Origin of the sequence: Pseudomonas sp. FSL W7-0098, assembly GCF_005930585.1 — a bacterium.
GTDB classification, from domain to species: domain Bacteria; phylum Pseudomonadota; class Gammaproteobacteria; order Pseudomonadales; family Pseudomonadaceae; genus Aquipseudomonas; species Aquipseudomonas bubulae.
The window spans coordinates 69,631-91,711 of sequence record NZ_RXHW01000010.1 but is presented as its reverse complement, the minus strand read 5'-3'; the positions used below and the strand labels follow the sequence as shown (position 1 = coordinate 91,711).

Sequence of the window (22,081 nt, the reverse complement as noted above, 5' to 3'; positions counted from 1 at the left end):
CTTGTAGCAATGACGGGTAGGTGTTGCCGGTTTTTTTGATTTTTACGTTGTGGCACTTTTATGCAGGTTGTTCGTCTGAGATTGCACTGAACTTTAATTTCTGAGGAAAACAACATGAAAGCATGGATTTGTGTACCGCTGATCGCGCTGGCGTTGGCAGGTTGTGCGGGGACCAAGGCGTATCGCGACAGTTGTGCGACGAACCTGGATTCGGCCTGGCATGAACTGGACCTGGCCAAGGCGGAAGGCTTCGCCGGGACTGTCAGCTACTCCAAGGCCTTGTCCTTGTTGACGGCGGCCAAGACCCAGCAGCAATTTGAAGCCTTTGAGGGTTGCACCAAAAAAGCCGAGAAGGCGCGTTTCTATATTCGTGAATCCCGCGCCGGGCGTTGAAGCGCAGCGGTAAAGGGGGAGGGTGAGGATGTCTGAGCTGGTTGACCGGATAGTGGCAAACATCGTGCGTCTGGAGGTCAGGTTACTGGCCTGTCAGGCGCGTCTGGAAGCCGATACGGACCCGGAGGCCCTGCACGACCTGCGCACCACTGTGCGCCGCTTGCGCAGCCTGTTGCGGCCTTTGCGCGGGTTGCCGGGGGTTGTGCAACTTGAAATGTCTGCATCCCAGGTTGGCGTGTTGACCACCCCCCTGCGTGATCTTGAAGTGCTGGCGGCACATTTGCAGGCGCACGGCTACACGGCGCAGGCGCAACGCCGCACGCAACAGTTGGCCGGCAGTTATGCCCGGGTGGCCGACAGTGAGCAGTTGGCTCAACTGTTGATGATCCTCGAGGTGTTTCCGCGCTTTTTGCGTGCTGCCGAGCGAGAAGGCCTGCTGCGTGGTTTGCGCCAGCGGATTGCAAAGGTCCTGGAAAAACAGTGGCAAACCCTGGAGAACGCTCTCAATGACCCGGGCCATGACCGCCATCGCGTGAGGTTGCTGATCAAGCGCGTACGCTATGCCGCCGAAGCCTACCCGGAGTTGAACCAGCTGCCGCCCTTGGTGCTGGCGCGCCTCAAGGGGGCACAGCAGGCGCTGGGCGAGTGGCACGATGCCTGGCAATGGTTGCTGCAGGCCGGGCAACACGCCGACTTGCAACCCTGTGTGGCGCAATGGCAGGCCACCCTTGAGCACGGCGAAAAACGCGCTGACAAGGCGTTGGTCAAATTAAGTGCGGCTTGCTTTCACTCCTGATCTTTGGCCGATACAGCACTGTGCAGAGTCAGATGGATGGGTAGTATCCCGTCATATTTATCTGTTTCGAGGTGCTTATGCAGTTTTGCGAATTGGTTGCGGCGGTGCGCAACACGCCTTTGGACGTGACCATCCCGGCCGATTGGGGCCAGGGCCGTGCCAGCTTTGGCGGCCTGTTGGTGGCTTTGCAGTACGAAGCCATGCGCGCCCATGTGCCTGTCGAGCGGGCGTTGCGCTCATTGGCAGTGAGTTTTGTCGGGCCGGTGGCCGCCGATGTACCGGTGCGTTTCGAGGTTGAGGTGCTGCGCGAAGGCAAGGCGGTCAGCCAGGTGCTGGGGCGGGTGGTACAGGACGGTCAGGTCATGACCCTGGTACAAGGCAGCTTTGGCGCTGCGCGGGAATCAGTGGCGAACGTGGACGGCTTGCCTGCGCCTGAGATGAAGGCGCCCGAAGATTGCCCGCTGTTGCCCTATATCAAAGGCGTTACCCCGGAGTTTATGCGTCATTTGTCCATGGCCTGGGCCGTGGGCGCACTGCCGTTCACCGGTCGTGGAACGCGGGAAATGGGCGGCTGGGTACGTTTTGATGGCGGTGTTGAGGACGAACCTCTGACAGAAACCCATTTGCTGGCGCTGGTCGATACCTGGCCGCCTGCACTGCTGCCGTTACTGAACAAGCCGACAGCAGGCAGCACGCTGACCTGGACCATCGAGTTCGTGCAGCCACTGCCTAAGGTCAGCACGTTGCAGTGGTGCAAGTACCTGGCCGTCATCGAACATGCGCGGGATGGCTACGGCCATGTGGCGGCCAACCTGTGGGGCCCAGGCGGCGAGCTGATTGCGCTCAGCCGCCAGACCGTAGCCGTGTTCGGTTGATCAGAAGGTCTGGCTGTTATCCGTTGCGCTGGTGGCCTTGTGGCCCTGGCGTTGCAGGATCAGGGCCGCAAACAGGGCAACCAGACCGATCACTGCGCTGGTGGCGTTTTCACTGAAGACGCCCGACACCAGCAACAGAAAAGCCACCACCATCATCGGCACTGCGATCAGGTTGATTGCCTGATACGCGGTGTTTTGCTGGCCGTGCGGGTTGGAGCGCCATTGCCAGGCCGGTAGATTTGGATGACGTTTGCCCATGATTGCTCTCCTTGTTCGAGGGTTCAGCCTGGGCTGAACCGGATAAACAAATCATAGATTTATGGTCACCCTGCGGCGAATCAACAATGGCTATTGGCCTTATAGCTTTAGTTGACCAATCGCCCGATTCAACTCGCCTGCCAGGGTTGCCAGTTCATTGCTGGTAGTGGCCGAGTCGACGGTCTGTTGCACGGTGTTTTCGGTGACATCGCGGATGCTCACCACTGCCCGGTTCATCTCTTCCGCGACCTGGCTTTGCTGCTCGGCGGCCACGGCAATCTGGGTGTTGCTTTCGCGCATTTGCGCCACGGCGTGAGTGATCTCGGCCAATGCCGCGCCCGCTTCCTGGGCCTGCTGCACGCAGTCGTCGGCCTTGAACGAGCTTTCCTGCATAAAGTCCACGGCGTCGCGGGTGCCCGCCTGCAAGGCCGAAACCATGGCGGTGATTTCGTCCGTGGATGTCTGCACGCGTTTGGCCAGGTGCCTCACTTCATCGGCGACCACGGCAAAGCCACGACCCATTTCACCTGCGCGAGCCGCTTCGATGGCCGCGTTCAACGCCAGCAGGTTGGTCTGTTCGGCGATGCTGTGAATCACACTGACCACGCCGTTGATCTTCTGGCTGTCCTGGGCCAGTTGCTGGATCATTTCTGCAGTGGTTTGCACCCCGGTGGACAGGCTGGCGATTGACTGTTGCACGCGGCTGACCACCTGCTGGCCACTCCCCGCCAGGTTGTCTGCGGTTTGCGACAGGTCGCGGGTAGCCCCAGCGTGTTGCGCAATATGGTAGACCGTGGCCGACATTTCATTGATTGCGGTGGCGGCCTGGTCGGTCTCGCTTTGCTGGCCGAGCATGCCGTGGCGCACCTCGTCCATGCTGCTGGCCAGGCGCGCGGCCCCGGCATCCAGTTGCGCGGCGGTTTGGGCCACGGTGTTCACCACCCGCTGGTAACCGGCCTGCATGGCATTGAAGGCGCTGGCCATCTGCCCGACCTCATCGGTACACGCCAGGGGCACCCGGGCGGACAGGTCACCGGTTTTCTCCACATGCAGCATCACGTCCTTGAGGGTGTTGAGCTGGCTCAGCAGGAAGCGGATCAGCAACTGCGAAGCGCAGAGCATGGCCAGCATCAGGATCAGCACGGCGGCGGCATAGTTGGGCAGCCGCTCGACAAACACCTGGGCCAGGCTAGGTGTATGGGCCAGCACGGCGATTTTTTGTCCGTCGTCGCGGGTCAGTACCTCGGCGCCCAGCAGCAGATTGTGGCCGAACAACGGCATGGGATTGATTGAGACCCAGCCGTTGGCGTTGCCCAGTTGCGGCAGGGCTTGATCGTTGACGCTGGCGATCTGGTCGGGCGCCAGGGGCAGCAATTGGCTGGCCTCGGGCAAGGGCTGCCCGGCAGGCCAGGCACTGAGCAATTGCGCCTGGGCCCGGGCGTTGGCCTGGGCGGCGTTGCTGCGCGATTGCTGTTCCAGCTGCACGGCGTAGAGCACCAGCAGCAGTGTGGTGACAAAAGCCACCGCGTTGACAGCCCAGAATTTGTATTTGAGCGAGATGTTGCTAAGCCAGGTGCCCATGGGAGGTCTTCTCTGAATTGGCGCAAACAATATTGGCAAGGTGCCATCATTGTGCCGCTATTCAGTGACAATCTTGTTGATGTGGGTCAAAAGAGGCACTGCGTGGGAGCGGGCGTCAGTCTGTCAGTACCGGCAATCCGTAAAACGCCCGTGCACACGCGGTGGTGTGTTCGGCCAGGTCCTGCTCGCTTTCGCCACGGTGCACGGCCACTTCGCGCAGCACATCGGTCAGGTAGGCCGGTTCGTTGCGACCATTTTTCGGTTTGGGCCGCAGGGTGCGGGGCAACAGGTACGGCGCATCACTTTCGAGCATCAGGCGACCGCGCGGGATATCACGTACCAGCGGGTGCAGGTGGGTACCGCGGCGTTCGTCGCAGATCCAGCCGGTAATGCCGATATGCAGGTCAAGGTCGAGGTAGCTGAACAGCGCCTTTTTCTCGCCGGTAAAGCAATGCACCACAGCAGCCGGCAAGCGGTCGCGAAAGTCGCGCAGGATTTCCAGCAAACGCTGGTTGGCATCACGCTCATGCAGAAAAACCGGCAGTTGCAGGTCAACAGCCAGCGCCAGATGTTCTTCCAGCACTTTCTCCTGCTGGGCGCGGGGCGAAAAGTCGCGGTTGAAGTCCAGCCCGCATTCACCCACCGCACACACGCCCGGTTCCTTGAGCAGGGCAAGCAACTGGCGGGCGCTGTCGCCGTTCCAGTCACTGGCCGAGTGCGGGTGAATGCCGGCCGTAGAGAACAGCCGCTGGCCGCTTTCGTCCAGCTCGCGGCACAGTTGCAAGGCCTGTTCGCTGCCTTCGACGCTGGTGCCGGTCAACACCAATTGGCACACCCCGGCCGCGTAGGCACGGTCCAGCACGGCCTGGTGTTTGCCGTCAAAGCTTGGGTTGGTCAGGTTGACGCCGATATCAATGAGTTGCATGGTTTTACCTCAGGCCACAGGCCTCGCAGCATATCAGAGCTGTAGATTTACAAGAAAAACCAAGAACTACAGACAGTTATGGTTGTCTTTGAATGCCGCAACAACGCAATGCCCGGTTGTTTAAAGGACGCATTGACTGTTTTGCGCGCTGATTCCAGCGCTTGAAAGCCTCACTTGAGGCAACCGGTTGTCGGGAAACCGACCGGGTGCTGGGCTGTATTCTTTCCGGAGAACGGATGACAAGACCGACGCTATTGATTGCGCTGTGCCTGCTGCTGTTGCCGCTACCGGCACTGGCACGCCTGACCGGACCTTTACAGGTCGGGCAGCCAAGTCAGGTCCGCGATCTGGCGCAAATCCGCAGCAGTCAGGTGTTGCGGGTGCTGGTCAATCAAAGCCGCAACAGCTCGGGCGAGGTGCAGGGGCAGGCGATTGGCGTTGAATACCATCGTCTGCGTGCGTTTGAACGCTACCTCAACAGCCATGCCCGCGATGGCCAGGAAATAACACTCAAGATCATCCCTAAAGCCAAGGATCAACTGCTGGGCGCATTGTCCCGGGGTGAAGGCGATGTAGTTGCCCCGGGTGAGTTGATCGATTTCAAGCCCAGCCGCGCCATCAGCGCCAGTGATCCGATCGTCGACGATGTGCCCTTGCTGTTGGTGGGGGTCAAGGGCGAGCGGCGCTTTACCCGCCTAGAGCAACTGTCGGGCCGCACCGTGGCGTTGACCACCGGCAGTGCGGCGGGAGCCTCGGTCAATTTGATCAATCAAAAACTGGCCCTGCGCAAACTGCCCCCGGTGAAGATTGAGTGGGTAGATCCGACCCTGGCGGTGGAGGATGTGCTGGAGATGGTGCAGGCCGGGATTTTTCATTTGACCATCGTGGAGCGCCCGATTGCCGAGCGCTGGGCCACGCTCATGCCCAAGCTGCGTTTTGACCGCAAGGTGCTGGTCAGCGAGCCCGAGGCCATGCACTGGTATGTACGCCGTGATGCGTCGATGTTGCGGGCCAGCATCGACCGGTTTCTCGATGGCTACAAGGCCCCGGCCGATCAGGATGTGGCCTTTGAGCGGGTATACCGACGTTTGTACCGGGTGCATTACCCGTTGGCCCGGGCCGATCGCCAGCAGCTTGAAAAACTGCGCCCGGTGTTGCAAAAACATGCCCGGCAACAGGGCATGGACTGGTTGAACCTGGCAGCGCTGGCATTCAAGGAGTCAACCCTCAACCCTGAAGCCAAAGGCAGCGGCGGGGCGACAGGGCTACTCCAGATTACCCCCTCGGCCGCCCGGCGGGTGGGGGTCAACAATATTCAAAACGTCGATAGCAATGTGCAGGCCGGTGCCCGGTATCTGTCGCTGATCCGCCGCAAGTTCTTTGCCAGCCCCAAGCTCAACGAGCGTGAGCGCATGGCGTTTGTGCTGGCGGCTTACAACATGGGGCCGGAGCGGGTGCAGGGCATGCGGGCTGAAGCCAGGCGACGCGGCCTGAACCCCAATCAATGGTTCTTTCAGGTGGAACGTATTGCCATGGAGCAGGTGGGAATGGGGGCTGTCAGCTATGTTAATAGCGTGAATAAATACTATTTGGCCTTTGACCGGGAGCGGGATTCCCTGGAACCGGCAAAAGCTGAACTGGTCACACGCAAATAATCGAATAATTTGATTGTTTTGTCAGGTTTATTCGACTTTTAACATTATAAAAACTGATTAGTATGGCGAGCATTCCCCAACTGATGACCTAAAGGATTCCATCATGAGCAAATTGATCCATACCGTACTGGGCAGCCGCGCAGGTTATGGTTTGACGGTCTTGCGTATTTTCGTCGGTATTATCTTTGCCGCCCACGGTTCGCAAAAACTGTTCGGCTGGTTTGGCGGCGGGGGCCTGGCGGGCACGGCGCAATGGATGGAGAGCATTGGCCTGGCGCCGGGCATGTTGATGGCAGCGCTGGCGGGCGGTACCGAGTTTCTGGGCGGTCTGGCGCTGATTATTGGCTTGCTGGCGCGCCCTGCAGCCCTGGGCCTGTCGTTTACGTTGCTGGTGGCGATCTTCTCGGTGCATATCAGCAATGGCCTGTTTATGGCCAACAACGGCTATGAATTCGCCCTGGCCTTGCTGGGTGGTACCGTTGCAGTGCTGATCGAAGGTGCAGGCAAGTTGTCGATCGATCGTGCACTAGCTGACTGAAAACCCGATGCCAGTGAAAAGGCCCGCCCAGAGCGGGCCTTTTTCGTTCCAGATGATTGTTGACAGTAGTAAGCAGGTTTATCTAGGATGTTTTCTTGCGCCGATTTAAACAGCTACTTGCGGGGCGCCAGAGGGTCACAGACCGTCTAAGAGGCTTGAAACAGGCCTTGAAATACCGCTAAAGCGCTGGTTCGGTGTTGCCTCTCACCTGCCACGCAGAATCTTGAGGCGGAGAACCGATACATGAGTCACCCACGTCCCCTTGTACGTCTTGCGCCGATCTCGGCCAGCCCAACCTTGCGCAACCCAAAAATCCTCCTGGGCGGTAAGCATCAGCCTACGTTGCTGCGCTATCTCGATGGCTGGCCACGCCGCAAAGGGCGGCCTACGGCGTTTCTGATCCAGTTTGTGGAAGAGGGCGATCAACTGGCGCGATTTGCCGCTGACAGTTTTGACCTGGCGGTGATCCAGTCCCCCGATGCTGAAAATGCCGAGCGGGTGATTCACAACCTCACCCGTGTTTGTCGGCAGGGGTTGATAACCCTGCGCTGAGGCTCCAACCCCGTAGCAGCCTCGTTCCTTCGGCAGCTGCTACGGATGGGATCAGAAACGCTCCAGCCGGTAAGGGTGCAACTCAGGCAGCGCGTGGGCACTGGTTGCCCCCGCCAACTGCGCGATCAGTTCAGCCGTTACCGCTGCCTGGGTCAGGCCCAAATGCTGATGGCCGAAGGCAAGCAGTACCTTGCCGTCGCACACCCGGTCGATGATCGGCAGTGAGTCCGGCAACGACGGGCGAAAGCCCATCCATGGCGTCGCGTCTTCAGCGCTAAGGTCATGGCGCAACAACCCTTTGCTCAGGCGATGCAGCTGCCAGGCGCGCTCCATGCTCGGCGGCGCTTCCAGGCCGGCAAATTCAACTGTACCCGCCAGCCTCAAGCCATCGCTCATCGGGGTCATGATGAATTTGCGTTCCAGTGAGGTGACGGCAAACGGCAGCCGGTCATGCTCGTGGGGCAGCATCAGGTGGTAACCGCGTTCGGTATCCAGCGGAACGTGCTTGCCGGTCAGGGTTGCGGTGAGTTTGGCCGAGTGGGCGCCGCAGGCGATCACGACCCGGCGGGCGGACACCTGGCCCTGGGCTGTCATCAGAGAAACTCCGGCCTCACTCAGTTGCCCGCCTGTGACCTGTTGCTTGAGAAACTGCACACCGCACTTTCTGGCAGCCTCTACCAGTTCGCAGACCACGCGATAGGGGTCGATAAAGTGCCCCGTGGCCGGAAAAAACAACCCGCCCTGAATCTGCTCGCTCAGTTGCGGCGCTGCCTTGTGTATGGCCCTGGCCTCCCAGAACTCGACCGGTACCTGCTGCTGGCGCATGCGTGCCTGCAGTGCCAGAAGTGGCTGCCGGGACTCGGAACGTTCGTACACCAGCAACGAACCGTCTTCGCGCATCAGGCCCGGGCAGTCAATGCCCTCCAGCAGCCTGTGCCAGGCACCCAGGCTGCTTTCGTTAAGGGCCCGAATACCGGCTACAGTGCGCTGAAAGGGCGCCTTGCGCAGGTTCAGCAGCAGACGCGTGAACCACGGCAGGGCCCGGGGCATATATTTCCAGTCCAGGCGCAGGGGGCCCATCGGGTCCATCAGCATGGCCGGCAAGCGCTTGAGAATTGACAGGTCGGCAATCGGGAACACCTGTTCGGTGGCCAGGTGCCCGGCATTGCCGAATGAGGCGCCATGGCCCGGCTCCTGCGGGTCGATGACCACCACCCGCTGGCCTTGGCGCGCCAGTTGCAGGGCACAGGCGACGCCGATGATTCCGGCGCCGACCACGGCAATGTCAGCTGTGTTTCCAGCGAAGTGATCAGGCATTTTCCAGTACTTCTCTGTGGCCATCGAGCAGGCGGCGCAAGTGCAGCGGGTTGGCGTGCTTGAGTGCCGTCGGCAACAGGCTGTCAGGGAAGTCCTGATAGCAGACAGGACGCAGGAAGCGCTGGATGGCCGCAGTGCCAACCGAGGTGGTACGGGTGTCCGAAGTCGCCGGGAAAGGCCCGCCGTGGACCATCGCGTCGCACACCTCAACCCCCGTTGGCCAGCCATTGACCAGCAAGCGACCAGCCTTGCGTTCCAGGGTCGCAAGCATGGCCCTGGCACTGTCGAGGTCGGCTTCATCCAGTTGCAGGGTGATGGTCAATTGGCCTTCAAGGTGCTCGAGCACCTGGCGGATCTCCTCGTCATCGGCGCATTGCACCACCAGCGCCGCAGCACCAAAGACTTCGGCCTGCAATGCAGGGTCGGCGAGGAAGTCCCCGGCCCGGGTCACAAACAGATGGGCCTGGCACTGGTTGGGTGTCTCCCCCCTCAAGCCGGCAGCGGCCTCTTGAGCACTGTTCAGTTCCTGCAAAGAGCCAATACCGGCTTCATAGGCCTGGAAAATCTCGGGAGTGAGCATCGTCTGGGCCGGGCTTTGCTGGACCAGCCGGGCAGCTGTGCTGATAAATCTATCCAGTGCCGGCCCTTGATGGCCGATAACCAGACCCGGGTTGGTGCAAAACTGGCCTGCCCCCTGGGTCAGAGATGCAACAAAGCCCTGCGCCAGTGATTCGCCGCGAGCCTGCAGCGCAGCGGGGAACAGCAGTACCGGGTTGATCGAGCTCATCTCCGCATACACCGGTATGGGTTCGGGGCGTGCTGCTGCCACTTTGCACAAAGCCATGCCGCCACTGCGCGAGCCGGTAAAGCCGACTGCCTTGATGCGTGGATCGCTGACCAGGGCAACACCGACTTCACGGCCGGAACCGAACAACAGGGAAAAGACCCCTTCAGGCAGGTTCGATTCTTTCACCGCACGGGCAATCGCATGGCCAACCAGTTCGCTGGTGCCAGGGTGGGCGCTGTGGGCCTTGACTACCACCGGGCAGCCGGCCGCCAGCGCCGAGGCAGTGTCGCCACCGGCCACGGAGAAGGCCAGCGGGAAGTTGCTGGCGCCGAATACTGCCACCGGGCCCAGTGGCACCTGGCGTTGGCGCAAATCTGCACGGGGCAGTGGTTGGCGCTCGGGCAGCGCGTTGTCGACCCGCACATCCAGCCATTCTCCAGCGCGTACGGTACGGGCAAAGGTACGCAGTTGCTGGCAGGTACGTGCGCGTTCACCGACGATGCGCGGGCGTGGCAGGCCTGATTCGCTGACGGCGCGGTCAATCAATTCATCGCCAAGGGCTTCGATTTCAGCGGCGATGGTTTCCAGAAAAGTGGCGCGAGTTTCCAGTGAGGTCTCGCGAAAGCTGTCAAAAGCCTCCTGGGCCAGGGTGCACGCCTGCTCGACATGTTCGCTGCCGCCGCCAAGGTAGGCCGGTTCGAGCACAGTGCCGGTGGCGGGATTGATCGCCCGGATCGCTTCGCGGTTACCGGTGATGGCTTGCTGACCGATCAGCATGTTGCCTGTCAGAGTCATGGCGTGTTCCTAAAAATGGGTTGGCTGGAACAAGGCGGCGCACATGATGTGCGCCGCTGTTCAGGGATGCAGGGCTGCGCTGCGGGTCAGGCGACGTTCTGTTCGGCGGACCAGGTTTTGTACCACTGGCGGAACAGGCTGTACTGGTTCTCGGCGTAGTGGCGTTGGGCATCGCTCAGCGCATCGGTGTCGTTGAAGTGCAGGCTGTATTCTGTGTCGCCATTGAGCACCATCAGGTGCTTGTAGTAGAGCACCAGGTCAGTGCCTTCATCGAACGACGAGAGCACCGCCAGGGCGGCTTCCAGCTCGCGGGCCAGGCGACGGGCTTTAGGGTCGCCCTTGGCCGCTTGCTTGCTCAGGGCCACCAGGTGCAGCACTTCGCGAGGCAGGGCGTTGCCGATGCCGGTAATGGCGCCGGTGGCGTTGCAGTTGACGAAGCCATGCACAACCTGGGTGTCGACGCCGACCATCAGGGTCACATCATCGTCTTTGGAAGTGATGTGTTCGGCGGCGTAACGCATGTCGGCAGCACCGCCGAACTCTTTGAAGCCGATCAGGTTCGGGTATTGGCTACGCAGTTCGAAGAACAGGTCGGCGCGGGTGGCGAAGCCGTAGTACGGGCTGTTGTAGATAACCGCCGGTAGCTGTGGAGCGGCTTGCAGGATGGCGGCGAAGTGAGCTTTTTGCGCAGCAGGCGAGGCTGCACGGGACAGCAGGCGTGGAATCACCATCAGGCCCTGGGCGCCAACTTTGGCAGCGTGTGCCGCATGGGACACCGCTTCGCGGCTGTTTACGGCGCCGGTGCCGACGATGGTTGGGATGCCCGCAGCTACCAGGCGTGCCACACCTTCCTGGCGCTCGGCTTCGGTCAGCAAAGGCCAGTCACCCATGGAGCCGCAGTACACCACGGCACTCATGCCGATATCGATCAGTTCGCGGCCCTTGGCCACCAGCGCGTCGAAGTCCGGCTTGCGCTCGGCGGTGCAAGGGGTCATCAGGGCAGGCATGCAACCGGTGAAAATGTTATCGCTCATTGTTCTAACTCCTCGAGTCGTTTATTCGGATGTGTTTACGGCGAAGGGCTTAAATGCCCCACGCGAAGGGATCTCTTTCGTCGATCAGCAGCATGCTGTCGGCAGTCATAAAGGCTTGGCCGGTAATGAACGGGCGAATGCGCTCGCCGTCCCATTGATAACTGCCGACAAACTGGCTGGCGGTGATGCTGGCCTGCACCCAGGGTTGGCCTGGAGCCAGCTTGCCGTCGGCGGCCAGGCACGCCAGCTTGGCGCTGGTGCCGGTGCCACAGGGCGAGCGGTCATAGGCCTTGCCCGGGCACATGACAAAGTTGCGGCTGTCGGCCTGGTCGTCGTCGGCAAACAGTTCGATATGGTCGATCAGGGCACCGTCTTCGCCGTGGATACCCTGTGCCTCAAGGGCCTTGAGCATGGTCCAGGTGTACTCGGTCAGGGCTTCGACATTGTCCAGTTGCAGTGTCTTGCCGTGATCGGAGACCAGGAAGAACCAGTTGCCGCCCCAGGCAATATCGCCCTGCACACGGCCATGCCCAGGCACCTCAACGGCGACCTGCTGGCGGTAGCGGTAGGAGGGCACATTGCCTACGGTGACCTTGCCATCTGGATGCAGGGTGGCGGTGACCGGGCCGACCGGGGTGTCGATCTTGTGCTCGCCGATCTCGATCTGGCCCAGGTGATGCAGGGAGGCGATCAGGCCGATGGTGCCGTGGCCGCACATGCCCAGATAACCGGCATTGTTGAAGAAGATCACCCCGCACGTGGCATCCGCCGACACGGGCTCGCAGTACAGTGCACCGACCAGTACATCGTTGCCTCGGGGCTCCAGCAGGCAGGCCCGGCGCCATTGGTCATGCTGGTCGCGCAGGGTGTCGCGCTGCTCGGCAATGCTGCGCCCGGCCAGTTGCGGGAAGCCTTTGATCACCACGCGGGTGGGTTCGCCGCCGGTATGTGAATCAATGATATGGACTTGCTTCATGAACGTATCCCTTGGAAGAGAACAACGGCTCGGAGGACTACTGTGGTTAACGGTGTCTCAGGATGAAGTCTGGATAAACGCCCCCGTGGCGTGGCTGGCCGGGGTGTTACTGGCAAGTTCCGGGGCTTCTTCGCTGTCCTCGTCGTCTTCCAGCCGGACCAGATGAGCCGGCACGCCGGTGGCCGCGCCCCAGTAATAGATGCCTGTCGCGCAAGCTGCGACGACCAGGGTGTCAAACGGGTGGGCAAGTACGCCCAGGCCGCCGAAAGTGCCGAGTTTGGACAGCACCATGGTTACGGCGTAGAAGCCGATCAGCCACAAGGATGAGCGTACTTGCTGGCCCAGGCTCAGGTGGTTGGTCGGTACGAATCGCGAACACAGCAGGTACACCACGAACATCACGATTTGCAGGCCGAGCAGCCAGGACACGGTGTTCCAGCCTGACCAGTAAACAATCAGCGCAGCGACGATAAATGACAGCGGCCCCATCACCCCCATCCACTTGACCCGGAACGGGCGCGGCATGTCTGGGGCATTGCGGCGCAATGCGGCCACGGACACCGGTGCCACTGCGTAGCTCAGTACCAGGGCGGCAGATACCACGCTGATCAGGGCTTCCCAGGACGGGAAAGGCAGGGTCCAGAACACCGACAGGCCAAAGGTCAGCCACAGCGCCGGGCGCGGGATGCCGGACTTTTCATCGATGCGGGTGAAAATCTTGAAAAACGTGCCGGTTTGCGCCCAGCCATAAATCACCCGCGGTGTGGCATTCATGTAAATGTTGCCGCAGCCGCTTGGCGAGATCACCGCATCAGCCACCACCAGATAAGCCAGCCAGCCCACACCCAGAGCCAGGGCGATGTCGCGATAGGGCAATGCCAGTTCCTTGGTCACGCCGGCCCAGCCGTTGGCCAGCATTTCAGTGGGTACGCCGCCGAGGAAGGCCACTTGCAGCAGCACATAAATCACGGTCGACAACAGGACCGACAGGATCAAGGCAATCGGGATGGTGCGTTGCGGGTTCTTCACTTCACTGGCCACCGAAATGATCGGTGTCAGGCCCAGATAGGCGAAGATAATGCCGCCTGCAGAAACGGCCATCTGCACGCCCGACAGGCCGAACGGGGCGAAGCCCTGGGCGTAGAGATTTTCCGGTTTGAAGAAGGTGAACAGCACGCCGATGACCAGCAGCGGCACGATAAATTTGAATACGCTGACCAGGTTATTGGCCATGGCGAAGGTCTTCACGCTTCGGTAGTTGAGCATGAAAAACAGGCACAGCAGGCCGAACTGCAGGAGCCAGCCCAGGATCGAAGGGTCACTGGAGCCGGCCTTGGTCAGCTCGGGGAACCATGCCGCGGCGTATTGGCGGGCGGCGACCACTTCAATTGCCACCAGGCTGGAGAAGGCGATCAGGGTGATAAAGCCCATCAAGTAACCGAGCAACGGGCCATGGGAGTAAACCGGGTAACGAATGACGCCACCGGCGCGCGGCAGGGCAGCGCCCAGCTCGCAGTAAACGATGCCTAGCAACAGCACGGAAAAACCGCCCAGCAGCCAGGAAAAAATCCCAGCCGGGCCAGCGATCGCCGACACATGACTGGCTGCAAACAACCAGCCGGAACCGAAGATGGCACCCAGACCGATAAAGGTCAGGTCCATCAGTGAGAGCTGTTTCTTGAATTTGCCTTTACCTGACATAGCGTCGCCTTTTTGTGAGTTATTGGTTAGGCAGGTGTGATGTCATTTGCCATTGCGCCAATACGGTTGGCGGGTGTGCAATGGCGCTAGATTGAACGTCGGGGAAAGTTTGCGATTGATCTTTTCCATTGAAGCCGATGACGAAATCAGCACAATGCACCCAGGCGGCCGATACCTGGCCAGTGGTGGGAGAGTGAGTTTGATGACGCAGAATGCTTTTGCAATCCTGAGCCAGGGCAGCGAGTTGAGCCGCCCCGAGAGTCTTGAGCAGTTGCTCTCGGGGGTAGCCCTGTTGCTACCGATGCTCGATGCCATCCCCAATGCCGCGATCTTCATCAAGGACAATGCCGCGCGCTATGTACTGGCCAACCGCACCCTGGTCCAGCGCTGCGGCCTCAAGCAGTTGCAACCCCTGCTCGGCAAAACCAGCGCCGAGGTATTCCCCGCGCAGTTGGGGCCGGGCTATACCGAGCAGGATCGCCAGGTGCTGGAGCAGGGGCTGGTGCTAGAGGACCAGCTGGAACTGCATCTGTACGGGACCCGGGAGCCTGGCTGGTGCCTGACCCACAAGCGCCCGCTGTACAATCTCCAGGGCGAGATCATCGGCCTGGCCGGGATCTCCGTGGACTTGCAATCAGCCAGTGATACCCACCCGGCGTACCAGCGGCTGGCGGCAGTGGATGAGCACATTCGCACGCATTTCAACCGCCGCGTTACCCTGGGTGAGTTGACCCGTATTGCCGGAATCTCCGTGGCGCAACTGGAGCGCTACTGCAAGCGTGTGTTTCACCTGACGCCACGGCAGATGATCCAGAAGGTGCGTCTGGAACACGCCCATCGGCTGTTGCTGACCGATATTCCGATTACCCAGGTGGCCCTGCAGTGCGGATACACCGACCACAGCGCATTCACCCGCCAATTCAAGGCATTGACCGGCTTTACCCCGCGCCAGTATCGCCAGGCCACGGCACAGTGAGAGTGTCGCCGCGCTTGTGATTTTTATCAGCGCCTCTATGTATTTCGTCGCGCCGGGGTGCTAAGAGTCTGCCCTGGCCAATGCAACCTGCTGGAGAACGACCGCGAGTGAGTACCAACATCATCACCAGGCAAGGCCATGAAGCCCTGAAGCAGGAGCTTGACTACCTGTGGCGGGAAAAGCGCCCGGATACCACACGCAAGGTGACCTGGGCAGCATCACTGGGTGATCGCAGCGAAAACGCTGACTACCAGTACAACAAGAAGTTGCTGCGCGAGATTGACCGACGGGTGCGCTACCTGCGCAAGCGCCTCGAGGATGTACGGGTGGTTGATTACTCGCCGGAGCAGGAAGGCCGGGTGTTTTTTGGTGCCTGGGTCGAAATTGAAAACGAGGCCGGGGACGTCAAGAAATTCCGCATTGTGGGTTACGACGAAATCTACGGACGCAACGACTACATCTCCATCGACTCACCGATGGCCCGTGCGCTGTTGAAGAAAGAGGTGGGCGACGAGGCAGTGGTGCAGACACCGAGCGGGGAAGTGCTGTGGTGGATCAACGAGATTTATTACGAGAAAAGCTAGGGTAAAACCTGGGCGGATATTTAGCCGCTGCAGGGTTTAACTGGTGTACCGCGTACATATCCGGCATCTGCGTTTAACTGGAATATTGGTTTCGCCCTTACGGCGAGTCACTTTTTCCAGACGCCGAAAAAGTAACCAAAAAGGCTTGCCCCTATCCATGGCCCATCGCGGCTCTCCCGGCATCCATGCCGGTCGACCCACTGCGCAGAACCTCCTCTCGGCCTCCCGATGGGGCGGGTAGATCAAGATCAAAAGCCGTCGAGGCGGCCGACCGGCCGGCCTGTTTGAATGCAGGATTTTCGACCGACATATCTCCCTGTGGGAGCCGGGCTTGCCCGCGATGCAGGCACCTCGTTCTATCTGGAGGAACAAAGTGCTGCCATCGCGGGCAAGCCCGCTCCCATAACAGAGCCGGAAGGAGCCGGCGAACCTTGGCGAATCGGCCGAATGGTAGGGCGAGGACCTTTTGGTTCCTTTTGGGTCCTTTCAAAATGGACTCGCCGTAAGGGCGAAACCAATATTTCAGTTATACGCAAATGCCGGATATGTACGCGGCGTAACAGTTGATTCCCAAAACGACGATCGCAGCCTCGCTGCGCTCGTCAACGCCAGGATTTATAGTGTCTGGCCATATCAACCCTCGCGCAACACCGTCAACGGGCTGGCATTCAGCGCCCTGCGTGTGCCAAACACGCCCGCACCGCCCACCATCACCGCGCCCAGCACCGGCAACAGCAACAACCACGGATGTGGGTGCCACGGCAGGTCAAAGGCAAAGCGGTAAAGCACCAGACTGACCAGTTCGGCCCCCAGCGCCGCCAGCAGGCCGCTGGTGGCGCCCAGCAAGCCGAACTCGATGCGCCGGGCCTTCACCAGCAGTTGCCGCTCGGCCCCCAGCGCGCGCAGCAGGGCGCCCTGGCGAATGCGTTCATCCAGGGTGGATTGCAAGCCGGAAAACAGCACCGCCATGCCCGCCGCCAATACAAACAGCAGCACGTATTCCACAGCAATGGTCACTTGCGCCAGGATGCTGCGCAGTTGCTCCAGCAATGCATCGATAGGCAAGATGGTCACGGCCGGGAAGGTGCGCGACAGTTCGATGATTTCCTTGTCGTGTCCCGGTGCCAGGTAAAAGCTGGTGAGGTAGGTGGCCGGCAAGTCCTGCAAGGTGCCAGGCTGGAAAATCATGAAAAAGTTGGGCTGGAAGTTGTCCCAGTTGATGCTGCGCAAACTGGTGACCCGTGCTTCGCGATTGACACCGGCAATGGTGAAGGTCATCAGGTCGCCCAGCTTCAGCTTGAGGCTTTCGGCGACTTTGGCTTCCACTGAAACGCCCGGCACATCGCCTTCGGGCTTCGGGCCCCACCAGCTACCTGCCGTCAGCTGGTTTTCGGCAGGCAGGTCAGCGGCCCAGGTCAGGCTCAGGTCGCGCTGGATGGCCTTGTCGCCACTGGAGTCCTTGCTGACGATGTCCTGCACCGGTTCGCCATTGATGCTGATCAGACGCCCCGGAATGACCGGGTACAGCGGCGCAGCGCGGGCCTGAAGGGTCATCAGGTGGGCGCCGAAAGCTTCCTTGTCGGCCGGCAGGATATTCAGCGCAAAGTAGTTGGGTGCATCTTTGGGCAACTGGTTTTGCCAGGTGTCGAGCAATTCGCCGCGCAGCAGGGCGATCAGGGCCATCGACAGCAGGATCAGGCCAAAGGCCAGGGCCTGGCCCGCCGCGGCCAGCGGATGGCGCAGCAACTGACCCAGCCCCAGGCGCCAGGGCAGTGAGGCGCGGGCCAGCAGGCGGCGCAGACTTTGCAGGCCCAGCAGCAGGATTCCGCCAAGCACCACGGCGGCAATCACGCCACCCCCGAGCAGGGCGAAGGTCAGCACCAGGTCCAGGCTCATGCGCCACATGATCAGCCCCAGTGCCAGCAGCGCCGCGCCGTAGACGGTCCAGGTGCTGGCCGGAATCGGCAGCAAATCGCGGCGCAACACCCGCAGTGGAGGTACGCGGCCCAGTGCCGCGAGCGGCGGCAAGGCGAAACCAGCCAGCGCCACCAGCCCGGTACCCATCCCGGCAATCGCCGGCATCAGGCCGCCGGGCGGTACGTTAGCCGGCAGCAGGTCATGCAACAGGGCGAACAGTCCAAGTTGCGCGAGCCAGCCGAGAAAGGCGCCGGCGAGGCTGGCCAGCAGCCCGAGCACACTCAGTTGCAGGGTAAACAACCAGAGTGTTTCGCGCCGTGACAGGCCGAGGCAACGCAGCAGGGCGCTGGCATCGAAACGCCGATTGGCAAAGCGGGTGGCAGACAATGCTACGGCCACGCCCGCCAGCAGCACCGCCACCAGGCTGGCCATGTTCAGGTAACGCTCGGCCTTGCCCAGCGCACCGCCAATCTGCTGGTTGCCGTCACGGCCGTCCAGGAGGCGCTGGTTGGCGTCCAGGCCAGGCTTGATCACCTGGCGATACGATTCCAGCGCCGGTGCTTCACCGCGCCACAGTTCGCGGTAGGTGACACGGCTGCCCGGTTGTACGATGCCGGTGGCGGCAAGGTCGTCCAGATTGATCAGTACTCGTGGGGTCAGGCTGTAAAGGTTGCCGGCCCGGTCGGGTTCGTAAGTCAGCACGCGGGTGATACGCACGGTTTTTGAACCGACATCGATTTCATCGCCGACCTTCAGGTCCAGCGCGGTCAGCAGTCGGGCTTCGGCCCAGGCCTCACCGGATTTGGGACCGCCCCCAGGCTGTTCTTCGGCATAGGGCTGCGGGGCGCTTTTCAGTTCGCCGCGCAACGGGTAGGCATCGTCTGCCGCCTTGATGCTGGAGAGCTGAATGCCATTGTCGGTGGCAATCACGCTGGCGAATTCGACTACGCGGGCGTGTTCGAGGCCCAGGTCGTTGCCGACCTTGATTTGTTCTTCTCGGGCCGGGGCCGTGCCATCAAGCACCAGGTCGGCGCCGAGGAACTCAGTGGCACGCAACAACATCGCGCCATTGAGGCGGGCCCCGAAGTAGCCGATGGCCGTGCTGGCCGCCACGGCGACCAGCAGGGCGAAGAACAGCACCCGCAGCTCGCCGGCGCGGGCATCGCGCAGTAATTGGCGTACGGCCAGACTCAGCATGCGCAACAGCGGCAGACGTGCCATCAGGGCTCCAGAGGGCCGACCAGATGGCCAGCTTCAAGACGGATCAGGCGCCGGCAACGATGGGCCAGGCGTTCGTCATGGGTCACCAGCACCAGGGTGGTGCCGTTTTCCTTGTTCAGTTCAAAGAGCAGGTCGGTGATGCGCTCGCCAGTGTGGCTGTCCAGGTTGCCGGTGGGTTCATCGGCAAACAGCACGTCGGGATTGGCGGCAAATGCCCGGGCAATGGCGACCCGTTGCTGCTCGCCGCCGGACAGCTGGCGTGGCGAGTGACTCAGGCGCTGGCCCAGGCCGACGCGTTCCAGCAGGTGGCGGGCATGCTCGCGGGCATCCTTGCGACCCTCCAGTTCCAGCGGCAGCATGACGTTTTCCAGGGCATTGAGGCTGTCGAGCAGCTGGAATGACTGGAACACAAAGCCCACGTGTTCGGCCCGCACCCGGGCGCGCTGGTCTTCGTCCAGGGTGCTCAGGGCCCGCCCGGCCAGGATTACTTCGCCCTGGCTGGGCAGGTCGAGGCCGGCGAGCAGGCCCAGCAGCGTCGATTTGCCTGAACCTGAGGCGCCGACAATCGCCAGGCTGTCGCCCTTGCTCAGTTCGAGGCTCAAGGAGTGCAGGATGGTTAACTCGCCTTCCGCGCTGGGAACCACTTTGCTAAGGTTCTGCGCGGTGAGAATACTTTCGCCCATGGAGAATCCAATGCGTGTGTGGTTTTTAAGTGTTGCTCTGGCCCTGATGTGCGTGGCACAGACGGCAACGGCGGGAACTGTCTTGATCGTCGGCGATAGTATCAGCGCGGCTTTCGGCCTGGATACCCGTCAGGGATGGGTGTCTTTGCTCGAACAGCGGCTCAGGGAGCAAGGCTACGACGACAAGGTGGTCAATGCTTCGATCAGTGGCGACACCAGCGCCGGAGGGCTGGCGCGGCTTCCTGCGCTGCTTGCAGAGCATAAACCGGATGTAGTGATTGTCGAGCTGGGTGGCAACGATGGCCTGCGCGGGCAGCTCCCTGCGCAATTGAAACAAAATCTTGCAGGAATGATCGATGCCTCGCAGCAGGCGGGTGCCAAGGTGTTGCTGTTGGGGATGCAATTGCCGCCCAATTATGGCGCGCGTTACACCCGGGCTTTTGCTGCGGTGTACAGCGAGCTGGGCAAGGAAAAAAACGTTGCCCTGGTGCCGTTTTTGCTTGAGGGCGTGGGCGGCAAGCCCGAACTGATGCAGGCCGATCGCATCCACCCGGCAGTCGGTGCGCAGGGGCTTTTGCTGGATAATGTGTGGCCGGCGTTAAAACCCCTGCTTTGATGCTTTTCTAGTGGCAGTGTTTCGGCTAAGGTGGCGCCCCCCCGATTTGGAGCCCTCGATGTCGCGTCCTGCCTGGTCTTTATATGCCTATCAACTGATCGAGCCCGATGAGCAGCTCGATCTGTTCGCCTGCCAGGAGGTACGGGTGCATCTGGTGACACGTCAACTGGAGCTGGGAGGCACCATTGACCGCACCTTGTGTGGCTCATTGCTGCCGGCGCAACCGCGTTGGTCGGATGTCACCCGCAAGGTGTTTCAGGACCACCGGTTATGCCCGCTGTGCCGGGCAATCATCGAGTCGCAGCGCCGGGGCACGGAGCCCATCTGGCCAGAGTTGCGCTTTGAACTATGATCTTACCTGTTTGATGCCCTGACCGGCTCACGCTCCCCGTGGGCGCGGTGTACACTCCCTTTTTTTGTCCCCCGTTGATTATGCGAAGGATGTTCCGGATGTTGTCGCGCCTACCTGCAGTTACCCGCTACCTGTCCGTTGCCGCACTTTGTGTTGCGGGTCCCGCGGTCGCGCTTGAATTCCCGCTGCCACCGCCAGGCGAAGATGTCGTTGGCGAAGTGCAGGTGATCAAAGGCAAGTACGAAGACTCCTTTGCCGACCTGGGTAACCAGTACGAGCTGGGCTATTCGGAAATGATCGCTGCCAACCCCGGGGTAGACGCCTGGCTGCCGGTCAAAAAGAACCCTGACGGCACCCTCGTCGATACCGATATCGTGTTGCCGACCCAGTTCATCCTGCCGCCGGGCAAGCGTGAGGGGATCGTGATCAACCTCGCCGAATACCGCCTGTATTATTATCCCAAGGACCAGAACAAGGTTTACACCTTCCCGCTGGGGATTGGCCGCGAAGGTTGGGGATCGCCCCTGGGGCAAACCAAAATCACCGCCAAGACGCCCAATCCGACCTGGACACCGCCGGCTTCGATCAAGGCCGAGCACGCCAAAAATGGTGACCCGCTGCCTAACGTGGTGCCCGCAGGCCCCGATAACCCGCTGGGTCCGTTCAAGTTCACCCTCGGCATGCCGGGCTACCTGATCCACGGCTCCAACGCCAAGTTCGGCATTGGCACGGGCACCAGCCACGGCTGCTTCCGCATGCTTAACCAGAACGTGCTGCAAATGGCGCAGATGGTGCCGGTGGGTACGCCGGTGCGGATCATCAACGAGCCGTACAAAATTGGCGTCAGTGGCGGCAAGGTGTTCCTTGAAGTTCACGAGCCGTTGAACGTGAAGGATGGTTCGTTGCTGGCCGTGAGCGACAAGTCGCACTTGACCCCTGAAGACTTGCAGAGCAAGTACGCAGGCTTCATGAACTTCCTGCTCAAGCATCAGGACCTTGAAAACAGCATCCAGATAGACAAGGATCTGGCATTCCCGGTAGTGGGAGCAGAAACCGGCATACCTGCAGTAATCGGCACAACCAATACCGGTATGGCTACTGGCCAGTCGCTGGATTATGTGCAGTAAGCCGTACTGAACAAGCGCAATAAAAAGCCGCCCCGGTTAATACCCCTGGCGGCTTTTTTATTGCCTGTTTAGTGACCGGCAGGCAATAAAAAAGCCGACCTATAAATAGGTCGGCTTGATAACAGTCCCGAAGGACTATTACTTGCGGCTTGCTTTTTCAAGCATGCGCAGAGCGCGCTCGTTAGCTTCGTCAGCAGTCTGTTGTGCTTTTTGAGCAGCAGCCAGAGCTTCATCAGCTTTACGGTAGGCTTCGTCAGCACGAGCCTGGGAGCGAGCTGCTGCATCTTCAGTTGCAGTCAGACGGGCTTCAGTTTCTTTAGATACGCTGCTGCAACCGGTAGCCAGAACTGCGGCCAATGCCAGAGCAGAGAATTTCAGAACGTTGTTCATCGTGTTCCCCTTCAAGGACTTTCTAATTGAAG

General features: G+C 60.8%; 22 protein-coding genes. 11 read left to right on the top strand and 11 right to left on the bottom strand.

Annotated features, from left to right (window positions below; genetic code table 11):
- The first annotated feature begins 114 nt into the window (after positions 1 to 114).
- From FHL07_RS18450 to FHL07_RS18440, 3 genes are all read left to right on the top strand, one after another.
- Positions 115 to 393, top strand: a complete 279-nt coding sequence (locus FHL07_RS18450) for a hypothetical protein (protein WP_095002165.1) — start codon at positions 115 to 117, stop codon at positions 391 to 393.
- Positions 394 to 421: 28 nt separating this feature from the next.
- Positions 422 to 1,189: a CHAD domain-containing protein gene (locus FHL07_RS18445; RefSeq protein ID WP_095019094.1), complete on the top strand. Its 768-nt coding sequence runs from the start codon at positions 422 to 424 to the stop codon at positions 1,187 to 1,189.
- A 77-nt stretch (positions 1,190 to 1,266) separates the two neighbouring features.
- Positions 1,267 to 2,064, top strand: a complete 798-nt coding sequence (locus tag FHL07_RS18440; protein ID WP_095023977.1) for an acyl-CoA thioesterase — start codon at positions 1,267 to 1,269, stop codon at positions 2,062 to 2,064.
- On the opposite strand, the gene FHL07_RS18435 is transcribed toward FHL07_RS18440, so the two are convergent.
- From FHL07_RS18435 to FHL07_RS18425, 3 genes are all read right to left on the bottom strand, one after another.
- Positions 2,065 to 2,322, bottom strand: coding sequence for a terminase (locus FHL07_RS18435; protein WP_095002162.1), 258 nt, complete (start codon positions 2,320 to 2,322; stop codon positions 2,065 to 2,067).
- Positions 2,323 to 2,421: 99 nt separating this feature from the next.
- Positions 2,422 to 3,903, bottom strand: a complete 1,482-nt coding sequence (locus FHL07_RS18430) for a methyl-accepting chemotaxis protein (RefSeq protein ID WP_095002161.1) — start codon at positions 3,901 to 3,903, stop codon at positions 2,422 to 2,424.
- Between the two features lie 115 nt (positions 3,904 to 4,018).
- Positions 4,019 to 4,828 carry a TatD family hydrolase gene (locus tag FHL07_RS18425; RefSeq protein WP_016780110.1) on the bottom strand — a complete coding sequence of 270 codons (810 nt, stop codon included), beginning with the start codon at positions 4,826 to 4,828 and terminating at the stop codon, positions 4,019 to 4,021.
- Positions 4,829 to 5,064: 236 nt separating this feature from the next.
- Here FHL07_RS18425 and FHL07_RS18420 point away from each other — a divergent pair, with 236 nt between their 5' ends.
- The 3 genes from FHL07_RS18420 (at position 5,065) to FHL07_RS18410 (ending at position 7,573) form a co-directional block, all read left to right on the top strand.
- Positions 5,065 to 6,483 (top strand): transglycosylase SLT domain-containing protein, encoded by a 1,419-nt coding sequence (locus tag FHL07_RS18420; protein WP_095002160.1) that lies wholly within the window; start codon positions 5,065 to 5,067, stop codon positions 6,481 to 6,483.
- A 103-nt stretch (positions 6,484 to 6,586) separates the two neighbouring features.
- Positions 6,587 to 7,021 (top strand): DoxX family protein, encoded by a 435-nt coding sequence (locus FHL07_RS18415; RefSeq protein WP_095026102.1) that lies wholly within the window; start codon positions 6,587 to 6,589, stop codon positions 7,019 to 7,021.
- A 243-nt stretch (positions 7,022 to 7,264) separates the two neighbouring features.
- Complete coding sequence (locus FHL07_RS18410) at positions 7,265 to 7,573, top strand: hypothetical protein (RefSeq protein WP_095019095.1); 309 nt, start codon at positions 7,265 to 7,267, stop codon at positions 7,571 to 7,573.
- Between the two features lie 51 nt (positions 7,574 to 7,624).
- Here the strand turns inward: FHL07_RS18410 and FHL07_RS18405 are convergent, their stop codons facing one another.
- From FHL07_RS18405 to FHL07_RS18385, 5 genes are all read right to left on the bottom strand, one after another.
- Entirely contained in the window at positions 7,625 to 8,890 is a 1,266-nt protein-coding gene (locus FHL07_RS18405) for an NAD(P)/FAD-dependent oxidoreductase (protein WP_095002157.1), read from the bottom strand.
- The gene (locus FHL07_RS18400; RefSeq protein ID WP_138738763.1) at positions 8,883 to 10,472 is read right to left on the bottom strand and encodes an aldehyde dehydrogenase (NADP(+)); all 1,590 of its coding nucleotides are present in this window, start codon (positions 10,470 to 10,472) and stop codon (positions 8,883 to 8,885) included. The genes FHL07_RS18405 and FHL07_RS18400 overlap by 8 nt, the downstream gene beginning before the upstream one ends.
- An 86-nt stretch (positions 10,473 to 10,558) precedes the next feature.
- A complete protein-coding gene (locus tag FHL07_RS18395; RefSeq protein WP_095002155.1) occupies positions 10,559 to 11,506 on the bottom strand; it encodes a dihydrodipicolinate synthase family protein in 948 nt (315 codons plus the stop codon).
- Between the two features lie 49 nt (positions 11,507 to 11,555).
- Positions 11,556 to 12,482 carry a 4-hydroxyproline epimerase gene (locus FHL07_RS18390; RefSeq protein ID WP_138738762.1) on the bottom strand — a complete coding sequence of 309 codons (927 nt, stop codon included), beginning with the start codon at positions 12,480 to 12,482 and terminating at the stop codon, positions 11,556 to 11,558.
- 57 nt (positions 12,483 to 12,539) lie between these two features.
- Positions 12,540 to 14,183: an APC family permease gene (locus FHL07_RS18385; RefSeq protein WP_095002153.1), complete on the bottom strand. Its 1,644-nt coding sequence runs from the start codon at positions 14,181 to 14,183 to the stop codon at positions 12,540 to 12,542.
- Between the two features lie 202 nt (positions 14,184 to 14,385).
- Here FHL07_RS18385 and FHL07_RS18380 point away from each other — a divergent pair, with 202 nt between their 5' ends.
- Positions 14,386 to 15,159 carry an AraC family transcriptional regulator gene (locus FHL07_RS18380; protein ID WP_095002272.1) on the top strand — a complete coding sequence of 258 codons (774 nt, stop codon included), beginning with the start codon at positions 14,386 to 14,388 and terminating at the stop codon, positions 15,157 to 15,159.
- 107 nt (positions 15,160 to 15,266) lie between these two features.
- Positions 15,267 to 15,743 carry a transcription elongation factor GreB gene (greB, locus tag FHL07_RS18375; RefSeq protein ID WP_029611319.1) on the top strand — a complete coding sequence of 159 codons (477 nt, stop codon included), beginning with the start codon at positions 15,267 to 15,269 and terminating at the stop codon, positions 15,741 to 15,743.
- Between the two features lie 633 nt (positions 15,744 to 16,376).
- On the opposite strand, the gene FHL07_RS18365 is transcribed toward greB, so the two are convergent.
- Together FHL07_RS18365 and FHL07_RS18360 are read right to left on the bottom strand one after the other, a co-directional pair.
- Positions 16,377 to 18,881 (bottom strand): ABC transporter permease, encoded by a 2,505-nt coding sequence (locus tag FHL07_RS18365; protein WP_095002152.1) that lies wholly within the window; start codon positions 18,879 to 18,881, stop codon positions 16,377 to 16,379.
- Positions 18,881 to 19,564 (bottom strand): ABC transporter ATP-binding protein, encoded by a 684-nt coding sequence (locus tag FHL07_RS18360; RefSeq protein ID WP_095002151.1) that lies wholly within the window; start codon positions 19,562 to 19,564, stop codon positions 18,881 to 18,883. Before FHL07_RS18360 ends, FHL07_RS18365 begins: the two co-directional genes overlap by 1 nt.
- A 10-nt stretch (positions 19,565 to 19,574) precedes the next feature.
- Between FHL07_RS18360 and FHL07_RS18355 the strand changes: the two genes are divergently transcribed.
- The 3 genes from FHL07_RS18355 (at position 19,575) to FHL07_RS18345 (ending at position 21,659) form a co-directional block, all read left to right on the top strand.
- Positions 19,575 to 20,180: an arylesterase gene (locus FHL07_RS18355; RefSeq protein WP_095002150.1), complete on the top strand. Its 606-nt coding sequence runs from the start codon at positions 19,575 to 19,577 to the stop codon at positions 20,178 to 20,180.
- Positions 20,181 to 20,238: 58 nt separating this feature from the next.
- Positions 20,239 to 20,532: a hypothetical protein gene (locus tag FHL07_RS18350; RefSeq protein ID WP_003446817.1), complete on the top strand. Its 294-nt coding sequence runs from the start codon at positions 20,239 to 20,241 to the stop codon at positions 20,530 to 20,532.
- Between the two features lie 98 nt (positions 20,533 to 20,630).
- Complete coding sequence (locus tag FHL07_RS18345; RefSeq protein WP_095025126.1) at positions 20,631 to 21,659, top strand: L,D-transpeptidase family protein; 1,029 nt, start codon at positions 20,631 to 20,633, stop codon at positions 21,657 to 21,659.
- 138 nt (positions 21,660 to 21,797) lie between these two features.
- On the opposite strand, the gene oprI is transcribed toward FHL07_RS18345, so the two are convergent.
- Entirely contained in the window at positions 21,798 to 22,049 is a 252-nt protein-coding gene (gene oprI, locus FHL07_RS18340; protein ID WP_003172710.1) for an outer membrane lipoprotei OprI, read from the bottom strand.
- Positions 22,050 to 22,081: the final 32 nt, after the last annotated feature.